General features: G+C 64.0%; 11 protein-coding genes, 3 tRNA genes and 1 pseudogene. 11 read left to right on the top strand and 4 right to left on the bottom strand.

Translation table 11 applies throughout. From position 1 onward, the window contains the following. Window positions 1-11: 11 nt before the first annotated feature. On the bottom strand, window positions 12-983 hold the full coding sequence (locus RB2654_RS03610; RefSeq protein WP_008328688.1) for a hypothetical protein: 972 nt from the start codon (window positions 981-983) through the stop codon (window positions 12-14). A 361-nt stretch (window positions 984-1344) separates the two neighbouring features. Here RB2654_RS03610 and lon point away from each other — a divergent pair, with 361 nt between their 5' ends. The 6 genes from lon (at window position 1345) to RB2654_RS03640 (ending at window position 5289) form a co-directional block, all read left to right on the top strand. Beyond that, the gene (gene lon, locus RB2654_RS03615) at window positions 1345-3750 is read left to right on the top strand and encodes an endopeptidase La (RefSeq protein WP_008328689.1); all 2406 of its coding nucleotides are present in this window, start codon (window positions 1345-1347) and stop codon (window positions 3748-3750) included. Window positions 3751-3950: 200 nt separating this feature from the next. Continuing rightward, complete coding sequence (locus tag RB2654_RS03620) at window positions 3951-4376, top strand: HU family DNA-binding protein (RefSeq protein ID WP_008328704.1); 426 nt, start codon at window positions 3951-3953, stop codon at window positions 4374-4376. Between the two features lie 21 nt (window positions 4377-4397). Continuing rightward, window positions 4398-4472 (top strand) — tRNA-Val (locus RB2654_RS03625). A gap of 144 nt (window positions 4473-4616) precedes the next feature. Beyond that, window positions 4617-4692 (top strand) — tRNA-Val (locus tag RB2654_RS03630). Window positions 4693-4849: 157 nt separating this feature from the next. Then, window positions 4850-4926 (top strand) — tRNA-Asp (locus RB2654_RS03635). A 138-nt stretch (window positions 4927-5064) separates the two neighbouring features. Next, a complete protein-coding gene (locus RB2654_RS03640) occupies window positions 5065-5289 on the top strand; it encodes a hypothetical protein (protein WP_008328706.1) in 225 nt (74 codons plus the stop codon). Here the strand turns inward: RB2654_RS03640 and RB2654_RS03645 are convergent. Further along, window positions 5286-6029, bottom strand: coding sequence for a hypothetical protein (locus tag RB2654_RS03645; RefSeq protein ID WP_008328708.1), 744 nt, complete (start codon window positions 6027-6029; stop codon window positions 5286-5288). The genes RB2654_RS03640 and RB2654_RS03645 overlap by 4 nt on opposite strands. A 129-nt stretch (window positions 6030-6158) precedes the next feature. Here RB2654_RS03645 and RB2654_RS03650 point away from each other — a divergent pair, with 129 nt between their 5' ends. Next, window positions 6159-7028: a glycosyltransferase family protein gene (locus RB2654_RS03650; RefSeq protein ID WP_008328709.1), complete on the top strand. Its 870-nt coding sequence runs from the start codon at window positions 6159-6161 to the stop codon at window positions 7026-7028. Between the two features lie 87 nt (window positions 7029-7115). Here the strand turns inward: RB2654_RS03650 and RB2654_RS03655 are convergent, their stop codons facing one another. After that, window positions 7116-7982, bottom strand: a complete 867-nt coding sequence (locus RB2654_RS03655) for an alpha/beta fold hydrolase (RefSeq protein ID WP_008328710.1) — start codon at window positions 7980-7982, stop codon at window positions 7116-7118. Beyond that, on the bottom strand, window positions 7979-9370 hold the full coding sequence (locus RB2654_RS03660) for a M20/M25/M40 family metallo-hydrolase (protein WP_008328711.1): 1392 nt from the start codon (window positions 9368-9370) through the stop codon (window positions 7979-7981). Before RB2654_RS03660 ends, RB2654_RS03655 begins: the two co-directional genes overlap by 4 nt. A 125-nt stretch (window positions 9371-9495) precedes the next feature. Between RB2654_RS03660 and RB2654_RS03665 the strand changes: the two genes are divergently transcribed. From RB2654_RS03665 to RB2654_RS03675, 4 genes and pseudogenes are all read left to right on the top strand, one after another. Beyond that, window positions 9496-10098, top strand: coding sequence for a hypothetical protein (locus tag RB2654_RS03665; RefSeq protein ID WP_040884355.1), 603 nt, complete (start codon window positions 9496-9498; stop codon window positions 10096-10098). A 145-nt stretch (window positions 10099-10243) separates the two neighbouring features. After that, on the top strand, window positions 10244-11467 hold the full coding sequence (hemA, locus tag RB2654_RS03670; protein ID WP_008328713.1) for a 5-aminolevulinate synthase: 1224 nt from the start codon (window positions 10244-10246) through the stop codon (window positions 11465-11467). Window positions 11468-11683: 216 nt separating this feature from the next. Continuing rightward, window positions 11684-11848: pseudogene (locus tag RB2654_RS24125) on the top strand (helix-turn-helix domain-containing protein); the annotation flags it as partial. After that, window positions 11849-12823, top strand: a complete 975-nt coding sequence (locus RB2654_RS03675; RefSeq protein ID WP_425463157.1) for a DUF4115 domain-containing protein — start codon at window positions 11849-11851, stop codon at window positions 12821-12823. It begins immediately after the preceding pseudogene. The last annotated feature ends 36 nt before the right edge of the window (window positions 12824-12859 follow it).

A 12859-nucleotide genomic window follows, 5' to 3' on the forward strand; every position in this document is an offset into this window, starting at 1 on the left:
TAAAGGCCGGGTTACTCGGCGGCGGACAGGAGCGGTTCCGGGCGCATCGTCCGCAGCGGCGTTTTCGCCTTCGGGCGCAGCACCCCGCCGACGGCCAGCTGCTCGCGCCGCGCGTCTTCTTTGGCGCGGGAGTTCGAAATGGCGGCTTCCAGCTTCAGGAGGCGTTCGTCCTCTTTCCGGCCAAGGCTGTCGTCGACCCAGTCGAACAGGACACGGCGCAGCGGTCGGTTGTGGTTGAACTCGGTGATGTAAAGAACACGGCGGTCCACCATGTCGATCATCTTGACCGCTTTCAGACCGCGCTGAAGCTTGTCCTTCTTCTCCTCGTCCTGCCGGACCCAGCGATAGACGATATAGGCGCCGGGCAGGTAATCCTCGACCTGAAGGTATTCCTCGATCTTCTTGGACGGCGGGGCCCAGCGGATCACCCGGATGCGGGAGCGATCCCGGTCGACCCAGTCCACCGACAGGATATCGGGGTCGTGCAGCATTTCGCGCCGGCCCGGCGTGGGCACGAAGCCGTGCCAAAGCTGGTCGGATTCCAGCTTGAAGGTGACCAGCCGTGTCGTGTTGCGCGAGCGGCGCATGACCAGAAGCTTGTCGGACCAGCGCCCGTAGAACAGGAAGTGCACGAAAAGGCCGGTGGTGATGAGGCCCGCCATGGAGCGCGTGCCGCCCTCGGTGATGGTCAAAAGCGAAAAGGACGAGCCGGGAAAGATACGGCCCAGCACGGCGGCACCGAAGAGCGTGAGGCCGATGGGCACATAGGCATGACGCAGCGAGGGCAGGGCAAGCCCGCCCGCGATCATGAAGGCACCGAAAAAGACGAGGAGGCCGAGGCCTGCCCCGACCTCCATCACGCCCGGCGGGAACAGGTCCGACTTGTTCCATGTCTCGACCACGCCCGCGCCGAAGAGCAGCGCGAAGCTGACCGCGATCCGGCGGCGGTCCCTGTGCAGGCGTCGTAGTATCCGTGTGAACATGGTCTTGTCCGTCCTTGGTTACCCTTCGTTATCCTTTTGAATGCGGGCGGGAGTTGGGCGAATTGGGTCGGATTTGTGAAATTCGGGGGGATTTTGTGCGTCTGTGGCTGACAATACGGTAGGGTTGCCCTCACTGTTTTGCCCATCCGTTGCGCGATCCGGGACAGTCCCCCGAATTGTGGCCAGTTTGAAGCACTCTAGGTCTTGTCGTCGGTTCGGGGCGCGGGCACTATGTCTGGAACGGGGCAAACAGGTCTGCTTGAAACCGGGGCGCGAGACCCCCAGATCATTCAGGCGAACAGGGGGTGCTGCGCGTTGCCGACGATCGGGACCGGGGCACCTTGCCAGATAAGGAACAGTCATGACCGAGCAATCAACACAAATCCATCCTGTCCTGCCGCTGCGCGACATCGTGGTCTTTCCGCATATGATCGTGCCGCTCTTCGTCGGTCGCGAGAAGAGCGTGAAGGCACTGGAAGAGGTGATGGCGGACGACAAGCAGATCCTGCTGTCGAGCCAGATCGACCCGTCGGTCGACGACCCGGACGAAGACGGCATCTACCGCACAGGCGTTCTGGCAAACGTCCTGCAACTGCTCAAACTGCCCGACGGCACCGTGAAGGTGCTGGTCGAAGGCCAGGCGCGGGTGCAGATCAACGAATTCCTGTCCAACCCCGACTTCTTCGAGGCCGAGGCCGAAATCCTTATCGAAACCATCGGTGACGAAGCCGCCGCCGAGGCGCTCGTGCGGTCGGTCCGTGAGGAATTCGAACGCTATGCCAAGGTGAAGAAGAACATCCCGGAAGAGGCGCTTTCGGCGGTGTCCGAGACCCGCGAACCGGCGAAACTCGCCGACCTCGTGGCCGGTCATCTTGGCGTGGAAGTCGACCAGAAGCAGGATCTTCTGGAAACCCTCCCGATCGACGAGCGGCTTGAGAAGGTCTATGGCCTGATGCAGGGCGAAATGTCCGTTCTTCAGGTCGAAAAGAAGATCAAGACGCGCGTGAAGAGCCAGATGGAGCGCACGCAGCGGGAGTATTACCTGAACGAACAGATGAAGGCGATCCAGAAGGAACTGGGCGAGGACGGCGAAGGCCAGGACGAGCTTCAGGAACTGGAAAACCGCATCAACGCGACCAAGCTGTCGAAAGAGGCCCGCGAAAAGGCCGATGCGGAGCTCAAGAAGCTCAAGAACATGAGCCCGATGAGCGCCGAGGCGACGGTCGTGCGCAACTACCTCGACTGGATGCTGTCGATCCCGTGGGGCGTGAAAAGCCGCGTGAAGAAGAACCTCGACAACGCGCAGAAGGTTCTGGACGACGACCATTACGGGCTTGAGAAGGTCAAGGAACGGATCGTCGAATACCTCGCCGTGCAGCAACGCTCGAAAAAGCTGAAGGGGCCGATCATGTGCCTCGTCGGTCCTCCGGGTGTCGGTAAGACGTCGCTGGGCAAATCGGTCGCCAAGGCCACGGGGCGCGAGTTCATTCGCATCTCGCTGGGCGGCGTGCGTGACGAAAGCGAAATTCGCGGTCACCGCCGGACCTATATCGGCTCGATGCCCGGCAAGATCATTCAGGCGCTGAAAAAGGCCAAGACCACGAACCCGCTCATCCTGCTCGATGAAATCGACAAGATGGGGCAGGATTTCCGCGGCGACCCGGCCTCGGCGATGCTCGAAGTGCTCGACCCGGAGCAGAACGCGACCTTCGTGGACCACTATCTCGAAGTGGAATACGACCTGTCGAACGTGATGTTCCTGACCACGGCGAACTCCTACAACATGCCCGGCCCGCTTCTGGACCGGATGGAGATCATTCCGCTGGCGGGCTACACCGAAGACGAAAAGCGCGAGATCGCCAAGCAGCACCTCGTCGACAAGCAGGTCAAGAACCACGGGCTTCGCAAGGGCGAGTTCGAGGTGACCGACAGCGCCCTGACCGACATCATCCGCTATTACACCCGCGAGGCGGGGGTGCGGAACCTCGAACGCGACATCGCGAAACTGGCACGCAAGGCCGTGACCAAGATCGTGCGCAAAGACGAGGAGCAGGTGAAGATCACGCGGGAGTCGCTGGAAGACTATCTGGGCGTGCGCAAACACCGCTACGGTCTGGCCGAGAAGGAAGACCAGATCGGCGTTGTGACCGGGCTGGCCTGGACCAGCGTGGGCGGCGATCTTCTCCAGATCGAAGCCCTGCGCCTGCCGGGCAAGGGCCGGATGAAGACGACCGGGAAACTGGGCGACGTGATGAAGGAATCGATCGACGCCGCAAGCTCCTATGTCCGGTCCATCGCGCCCGAGATCGGGGTGAAGCCGCCGAAGTTCGACCGCTGGGACATCCACGTCCACGTGCCGGACGGGGCGACGCCCAAGGACGGTCCGTCCGCGGGCCTCGCCATGGTGACCTCGATCGTGTCTGTGCTGACGCAGATCCCGGTGCGCAAGGATATCGCCATGACGGGCGAGGTGTCGCTGCGCGGCAATGCCATGCCCATCGGCGGGTTGAAGGAAAAGCTGCTCGCGGCCCTGCGCGGCGGGATCAAGACGGTCTTCATCCCCGAAGAGAACGTCAAGGATCTGGCCGACATTCCGGACAACGTGAAGGAAGGGCTCGAGATCATTCCGGTCACCCATGTGCGCGACGTGCTGAAACAGGCGCTCGTGTCCGAACCGGAACCGATCGAATGGGACGAGGCGGCCGAGGAAGCTGCGGCCGCCGCAGCCGCCAAGACGAGCGGAGAGCCGGCGCAGATCGCGCACTGATTTCCGACCGTCAGAGACATTTGGGGCCGGGCGCTGCATCTAGCGTCCGGCCCTAGATTTTGCGGGGCGCTCCGGTCATGCCCCTTTATTTGTTAACCATTTCGTTATACGCTTCGGGGTGATGTGTGCCCGGATGCGCCGGGGCATCGCTTTCATCAGAACCGGCCAGAGAAGCCGGGCATCATACAGGCAAATCCATTATGGCCACGAGCACCAAGAAATCTGCGACCAAATCATCCACCGGCACCCGCAAGGCGACCACCGCCAAACCCGAGGCCGACGCGCCCGTGGCGGATGCGCCGACGACCGCCGTGCAGGGGGTGACCCGTGCGGTCCCGACCGCCGAGGGCGAAAGCGACGGCAAGATCGTCAAGAAAGACCTGATCGACCGGGTGATCGCACGATCCGGGGTCAAGCCGCGCTATGTCCGCCCCGTGGTCGACGCGCTGCTCGTCGAGTTGGGCGAGATGCTGGAAGAAGCGGAAACCATGCAACTTCAACCGCTTGGCACCGTGAAAGTGCAGCGTCGCAAGGACGTCACGGATGGCGAAGTCATCATCACCAAGGTGAAGCGGAAAAAGGACACGCCCGAAGGCGACGATCCCCTTGCAGCCGCTGCGGAGTGACGCTAAAAGCCGCGCCACGGCGGGTGATTAGCTCAGTGGTAGAGCGCTTCGTTCACATCGAAGATGTCGGGGGTTCAAATCCCTCATCACCCACCATTCCCTCACATCTCGCAGTTCGGCCGGTCCCGGCGGGACACGTGTGTCGTGGTCGACGCAATGCCCGGTTCGCCGCAGGTCTCGCCTTGAAGTGCACCGACCCTCTTGCCACCCGCCCATCGGCCCGTTAAATCCCCGCCTCACGGGTGGTTAGCTCAGTTGGTAGAGCGTCTCGTTTACACCGAGGATGTCGGGGGTTCGAGCCCCTCACCACCCACCATATTCCCCGTTTTCATGCCCCCGAACCGCTCTCGCACCCCCGGCGCGCAGGATGCCGGATCGCGCCCTGAAACCCGCGCGAAAAAATCGTCACAAAACCCGGTCCAAACCGCTTGACGCCCCCGGCGCAGGGCCGTAGAAGGCCCCTCACGCAGCGGGCGGTTGTAGCTCAGTTGGTTAGAGTACCGGCCTGTCACGCCGGGGGTCGCGGGTTCGAGCCCCGTCAACCGCGCCACTGCTGCGATCCCGAATTTCGGGTGAAAAGGCCTCCGACCGGGGGCCTTTTTCGCGTCCGGGCCTTGGGCGGTGCGCCAGTTTGGCGCGTTGAACCTTTGCGCGGCCATCTTACGTTCAGGGCAAACGAGGACCGAAGATGCGCCTGCTCGATTCCATTCCACTGACCACGATCCTGATTTTCTGCGCGACCATCGGGTTGGCCCCGTTCACGCCGCCGCATGTGTGGGAAAAGCTGCAAATGCTGGTCGCGGGCACGCTTTCCGAGCCGATCGACATTCTCGATCTGGTCATGCACGGGGCGCCGTGGCTCGTGCTGATCGTGAAACTCGCGCGTCTGGTGCAGCGCCGCGTGACGGCCTAGGCGGGCAGAGGAAAGCCCCAGGCGGCCTCGACCTTGGAGTTGAGCGCCGATGCGAGATACGACCTGTCGGCATCGCTGACGGTCTCGGGCGGGCTTGGGCGGTCTTCGACGTTGGCGAGGAACTTGGACCCGAGCCGCTTGGTGACGGGTCGGTACACGTCGATCGGCGGCAGATCGAACGCCTCGCTCACCTTCACGACGAAGCCTTCGGGATCGGCCTGAACATCGCCCAGCCGACACAGGACGAGGTTGCAGCCCCGGTTGCGCAGCCCCAGCAGATACGCGGCCTTCATCGCCCGCAGATCGGCGATATTGGCGAAGGGCAGGCCGGTGATGGGATGGCGGTCTTGCTGGAGGGGCGTTCCCACCGTGCCAAGTTCGCCCGAGCGCGGGAAATACCGCTTGCGGTCGACGATCGTGCCCCATTCGGCGCGCAGGAAGTCCGAGAAGGTCAGGGACTGCATGTCGGGCGGGCAGTGCCAAGGCTTCGCATACATCGACCGGACCCAGCCCAGAGGTTCGCGCAGGACGCCCACGATCAGCGCGCGCTGCCCGATGCCGGTCATCTGGGCGAAGCCGTGTTTCCAGCCATAGGCATCGGTCGGGGTCAGCGTCGTGTTCTTGGCGAGCAGGCGGTTCACGAAATTCGTGCCCGACGAGCGCTCGCCGAACACCTGAAGATGGTCGGGGGTGGCCCCGTTCCTGCGATAGATCCCGATGCCCGTCTCTGCCAGCGTCATGCCTTACCCTTTTGCGCCGACAGTGCCGTGTGACCCGCGGCTTGGAAAGCCCAAAGGGGCTAGGCGGGTCGTCGGCGCCCGTGTAACCTTTGCGAAACGGGTCCAGAGAGGCCGGATCGGGGACAGACGATGCAGACGACAGCCGCCGCGCTGACCATGGTGCGCGACGACGATTTCTTTCTTGAACGCTGGGTGCGGTACTACGGCGGGCTGTTCGGGCGCGAGAACTGTTATGTCGTCAATCACGGCAACCAAGCCTCGGTGCGCGAGATCGCGGCGGGCTGCAATCTGATCGCCATTCCTGACACGTCCGAGAAATTCGACCAGCGCCGCTGGCGGTTGTTCAACGGGTTATCGACCGGGCTCAGATCGTATTTCAAATACGTCGTGGTGGGGGACGTCGACGAATTCGTCGTGGTCGATCCGAACGCCGGGCTGGACCTGCTCGGGTTTCTGAAGAAGGCGCCGGGGCGCAAGATCCTGACACCTCTCGGGCTGGAGGTGACGCATCGCACCATGCAGGAGCGCGACCCGGTGACCGGCCCGATCCTCGGCCCGCGCCGGTTCGTGCGGGTGAATTTCCATTACTCCAAACCCTGCGTGGTGGGGTTTCCCGGCAAGCTGTCGCGCGGTGGGCATTTCGCGGAATACGATCAGCTTTTCACGCCCGAGGCGCTGTATCTCTTTCACATGAAGTTCTGCGACTCGGCCCAGTATTCGGGCGTGATGGACCGACGCAACGCGACGGTGGCGGCGGCGGGGGTGACCAAGGGCGAGACCGGCATCGGCGGGCATTGGTTCGCGGATGAACGTGGGTCGGACGACGAGGTGTTCGCCCAGTTCAACACGCGCCCCATCGTGCGCGGTTTCGACATGTCGCCATACCGGCGCAAGATGCATGACGGGTGGGAGGAGCGTGGGCACGGCATGTGGCAGTTCCCGCGCGGGCTTTACCCCCATATGCATGAGCTGCCCGAGCGGTTCTTCGGGATCGTGTGAGGTTTCGCGCCAGCAAGCTGGCGCGACCCGTTGGGGGGCTAGCCCCCCAAACCCCCCAAGGTTTCCTGAAACAGAGAAGGGGCAGGGTCAGGCGAAGAAATCGGCGAGTGCCGTCGTCACGGCACCCGGGTGGCTGTCGATCATGAAATGTCCGCCCGGCAAGGGCGCCGGGGTGATCGTTTCGATCCGATCGGCCCAAGTGTCTGGCACGTCGTAAGCGCGGCCCATTGCGCCGTCCATGCCCCAGCCGATGAGAGTCGGGGCGCGGACCGTCCGGCCAAGGTCGGCCTCGTCCTGCGCGAGGTCGATGTCGATGGCGGCGCGGTAGTCGTGGCACATCGCGCGGATGCAGGCGGGGTCGCGCCAGCTTTTCCGGTAAGCGGCCAGTTGATCCGGCGCGAAATCGCTGAGGTTCGCCGCGCCCCAGCCCAGCAGGCAGCTTTCGAAATAGGCGTCGGGATCGTGGCCGATCATCGTTTCGGGGAAGGGGGCGGGCTGCGACAGGAAGAACCAGTGGTAATAGGCGCGCGCGACCGGATGCGTGAGACCGTTGAGGATCAGCTCGGTCGGCACGACGTCGATGAGGGCGAGGCGTGCGATGCGGTCGGGCGCGTCCAGCGTCATCCGATAGGCCGTGCGCGCGCCCCGGTCGTGGCCTGCGACCGCGAAACGCTTAAAACCGAGGTCGGACATCAGCGCCAGCATGTCGCCGCCCATGTGGCGGAAGGAATAAAGCGCGGGATCGTCGGGCTTGGACGAGGCGCCGTAGCCGCGCAGGTCGGCTGCGATCACCGTGTGGTTGGCGGCCAGCGCCGGTGCCACGCGCCACCACAGCGCACGCGTCTGCGGAAAGCCGTGCAGGAGGAGGAGCGGCGGGCCGCTCCCCCCGATGTCGTAGGCGATCTCGATCCCGTCGTGGTCGAAGGTCCGGGTCGAAAAGCCCTGCGGTGTCACGACCGCTCCGCCAGCGCCGCGAGGATGCGCGCCCAGCTGCGGATCCCCTTGTGGAAGCTCTGGACGTCGTATTTCTCGTTCGGGGAGTGGATCGCGTCATCCTCTTTCGCGAAGCCGATCAGCATGGCGTCCATGCCGAGCACCTCCTTGAAATGCCCCGCGACGGGGATGGAGCCGCCCGCGCCCACGAAAGCCGCTTCGACTCCCCATTCGTCCGACAGCGCCCCGCGCGCGATCTCGAACGCCGGGTTGTCGGTGGACATGACCGAGGCGGGCGCGCCGTGGCCGTTGGAAAACACGCATTCGACGTCATCGGGCAGGCGGGCGTTCACGAAATCGACGAAGGCCGCGTGGATCTTGTCCGGGTCCTGTTGCCCGACGAGGCGGAAGCTGATCTTGGCATGGGCTTCGGCGGGCAAGACCGTCTTGAACCCGTCGCCGGTGTAGCCGCCCCAGATCCCGTTCACTTCGCAGGTCGGGCGCGACCAGACCTTTTCGAGCGGTGTGCGGTCCTGTTCGCCCGCAGGCACCGAAAGGCCCACGTCTTCGAGCATCCGGGCGTGGTCGAAGTTCAGACCCTGCCACTGGGCGCGCAATTCGTCGGAAAGCTCCGGCACGTCGTCGTAGAAGCCGGGCAGGGTGACGGTGCCGGTGTCGTCGCGCAGGCCCGCGACGATCCGGGTCAGGAGGTGAATGGGGTTCTGGGCAAGGCCGCCGTAGAACCCCGAGTGGAGGTCGCGGTTGGCGGCCTTCAGCGTGATCTCCTCGGCCAGAAGCCCGCGAAGCTGCGTGACGATGGCGGGGACGCGCCCGTCGTAAAGCCCGGTGTCGCAGATCATCGCGATATCGGCGGTCAGTTCCCCGGCGTGCTCTTTCAGGAACGGAACGAGGGACGGGGAGCCGGATTCCTCTTCGCCTTCGAGAAAGATCGTGATCCGGCAGGGCAGGGCGCCGTTCACCGCCTCCCACGCGCGCATGGCCTCGATGAAGGTCATGAGCTGGCCCTTGTCGTCGGACGAGCCGCGCGCGCGGATGACCTTGCCCTTCGGCGTGTCTTCGATGACGGGGTCGAACGGCGGGGTGTTCCAAAGCTCCAGCGGGTCGACCGGCTGCACGTCGTAATGACCGTAGAACAACAGGTGCGGCAGGCCGTCGACCGGATCGGGGCCGCCATGGGCCACCACCATCGGATGACCGGGTGTGTCGCGCACCTGCGCGTCGAAGCCGATGGTGGCCAGATCGTTCACGATGGTTTCGGCAGCGGTGCGGCAATCGCCCTTGTAGGCGGGGTCGGTCGAGATCGACGGGATCTTGAGCAGCGAGATCAGGCGGTCGAGTGCGAGGTCGATCTCGCCGTCGATCTTGTGCAGGACGGTATCGAGGGACATGGGAACTCCTTCTGTCATCGGCGTGGACCGTAGCATTGTCGTGAGCGACGTCCAGCCACACTGGTCAGCCCCGGGGTCAGGGACTATGGTCCCGCCGAACGAGTAGTCTGAAAAGGATTCCACAAATGCGCCAAGCGATTGCAGGCATCGCTGTAGCCCTCATGGCCGCCGGCACGGCACAGGCCGAGCCGATGACGGGCGATGCCGCGAAGAAACAGCTGTTCTCGCCGTCGAAGATGATCATGCACATCGCGGATCTGAGCCAGTTCGGCGCGGGCATGAAACAGGCGGTCAACCTGACGCTCGACCAGATGAAGGCGCCGAGCCAGATGGCCAAGTTCCTCGAGGCGGGCTATGGCTATTATGGCGCGGTGGCGTTTCCGGTGTCCGGCGACGGGCAGGTGCCGCCGACGATCATCGCGCAACTGAACACGCCGGATGCGGCGGGCGCGGCGGCTGTCGCGGCCTGTCAGCAGGCGAACGGCGGGCAATGCGCGGTGGCTGCGCTGCTTCTGCCGCGCGGGTACAAGGCCCGTGATCTGACGCTCAGTCAGGCCGCGACCAAGCGCGTCGTGGACGGGTGGGACGACGGCGGGATGCCGAAATTCCTGGCCTATTCGCCCACGACCCATGCCTGGGGCATTGCCAAGGGACCGACGGCGAGCGCGCGCACCGCGATCGAAAGCTGCAAGGAGTCGGACTGCGTGGTTGCCATCGCAGACCAATAAATGTGAAAAACCCGCTCAGGTTTGATCCACGTCAACGCGCGGGCTGCGACAGAGTGTATCAGGTTTTTTGCATATGTTTACTGGATGTGCATAGGTATTGTGCAGAACGTGAACAGGAGAATCGGGACGCCCGGGAGGGAAGCGCGTGAATTACGAGACCAAACTGGATGCGGCACTGACACGGCTGCATGACGAAGGGCGCTACCGCGTCTTCATCGACATCGAGCGTGAGATGGGGAATTTCCCGCACGCGACATGGCGCAAGGAAGACGGCACGGAACGCCCCGTCACGATCTGGTGCGGGAACGACTATCTCGGCATGGGCCAGCACCCGGTCGTGCTTGAGGCGATGCACGAGGCCATCGACGCCACCGGCGCGGGGTCGGGCGGCACGCGCAACATCTCCGGCACGACCGTCTATCACAAGCGTTTGGAAGCCGAACTGGCCGATCTGCACCGCAAGGAAGCGGCGCTTCTGTTCACCTCGGCCTACATCGCCAACGACGCGACCCTGTCGACGCTGCCCAAGCTGTTCCCCGGTCTCATCATCTATTCCGACGCGCTGAACCACGCTTCGATGATCGAAGGCGTGCGGCGCAACGGCGGGGCCAAGCGCATCTTCCGCCATAACGATGTCGAGCATCTGCGCGAACTCCTCGCCGCCGACGATCCGGCGGCCCCCAAGCTGATCGCGTTCGAGTCGGTCTATTCGATGGACGGTGACTTCGGCCCGATCGAAGCGATCTGCGATCTCGCCGACGAATTCAACGCGCTGACCTATATCGACGAGGTTCATGCGGTCGGCATGTATGGCCCGCGCGGCGCAGGTGTGGCCGAGCGTGACGGACTGATGGGCCGGATCGACATCATCAACGCCACGCTGGCCAAGGCTTACGGCGTGATGGGCGGCTATATCGCGGCATCGGCGAAAATGGTCGATGCCATAAGGTCTTACGCGCCGGGCTTCATCTTCACCACGTCGCTGGCCCCGGCGCTCGCCGCGGGTGCGGCGGCCTCGGTCCGTCACCTCAAGACCGATCAGACCCTGCGCGACCAGCACCAGACGCAGGCCAAGATCCTCAAGACCCGGCTTAAGGGGCTGGGTCTGCCGATCATCGACCACGGCTCGCACATCGTGCCCGTCATCGTCGGCGACCCGGTTCATACAAAGCAACTGTCGGACATGCTGCTCGACGGCTATGGCATCTACGTGCAGCCGATCAACTTCCCGACCGTGCCGCGCGGGACCGAGCGTCTGCGCTTCACGCCGTCGCCCGTTCACGGCCCGAAAGAGATGGACGCGCTGGTCAAGGCGATGGACGAACTCTGGTCGCACTGTGCGCTGAATCGCGCCGAGCTTTCCGCTTAACCACTTAATCTCGTGCAAGAATCGTTGCAGGCTGCTAAATATCGGTTAAGGAACCCATAGCGGTTCGGAATCGTTACGGGACTAACGAAACCGCCGAAGGTACGGCCACGAGTAATAGGGGCAGGCTGCATGATCAGGCGTTGGATCACGCCTCAGGTCACGAAAGAAGAGCAACCGACTGGTTTTGACTCTTTCGAGTTGCGCTTGGGTGACATCATGCGCGGGGAACGCGCCACCCTGAGCAAATCCCTGCTCGACGTTCAGCGTGAACTCAAGATCAAGGCGACCTACATCGCGGCGATCGAGAATTGCGACATCACCACCTTCGAAACCCCCAGCTTCATCGCCGGATACGTGCGATCCTACGCCCGGTATCTGGGTATGGATCCGGACTGGGCGTTCAAGGCGTTCTGCGCCGAAAGCGGGTTCGAACCCGCGCATGGGCTGTCGCCTTCGGCCTCGGTCGTCGCCAAGCCGGAAAAGGTGCGCGAGACTGCACCCGATCCGCTGGCCAATCCGAATGCGAGCTATGTGCCGCGCCCCTCGTCGATCTTCGAGGGGATCGAGCCGGGCGCCGTGGGATCGGTCGCGGTGCTGGTCGGCATCGTCGGTATCCTCGGCTTCGGCGGCTGGTCGCTTCTTCAGGAAATTCAAAAGGTGGATTTCGCGCCCGTCGAACAAAGCGTCGGCGTGCTCGAAGACCTGCCGGAACTCGATGCGCCCATCGGCCCGACCGATGGCGATGCGCCGCGCGACGTGGCCGGGCTGAACTCGCCCCCGTCGGTCGAGGCGATGGACCGCATGTATCGGCCCGAGGCGCTTGACGTTCCCGTGCTGATCGCGCGGGACGGCCCGATCTCGACTCTCGATCCGCGCGAAGTGGGCACGATGCCCGACCGCAGCGGCGACGACCGGATCGCGCGCACCGCGCCGCGCCCCGGACAGGCGATCGACGAGGCCGTGAACGAAGCGGTTGCGGATGCGGGCGCCGCGTCCTCCGGCGCCGTGACGGTATTCGGCCCCGACGCGCCGGAAGTCGCCATTTTCGCGGTGCGCCCAAGCTGGGTGCGCGTGCAATCGGCTGACGGCACCACGCTTTTCGAAAAGATCCTCGACGCGGGCGAACGGTATGTGTTGCCGAAGTCCGAACAACCGCCGGTCCTGCGCACCGGCAACGCGGGCTCGGTCTATTTCGCCGTGAACGGCGAGGCCTATGGCCCTGCGGGCGAGGGGGCGAGCGTCGTGTCGAACGTGGCCCTCGCGCCGACGGCGATCCACGAAAGCTTCGCGGTCGCCGATGTGCAGGCCGATCAGGATCTGGCGAATTTCATCGCCGTCGCGGACGCCAGCCAGTAAGTCCCTCTCACAGTCTAGTGCCTTGCCGCGCTGCCG

The organism is Maritimibacter alkaliphilus HTCC2654, from assembly GCF_000152805.1.
Lineage (GTDB): Bacteria > Pseudomonadota > Alphaproteobacteria > Rhodobacterales > Rhodobacteraceae > Maritimibacter > Maritimibacter alkaliphilus.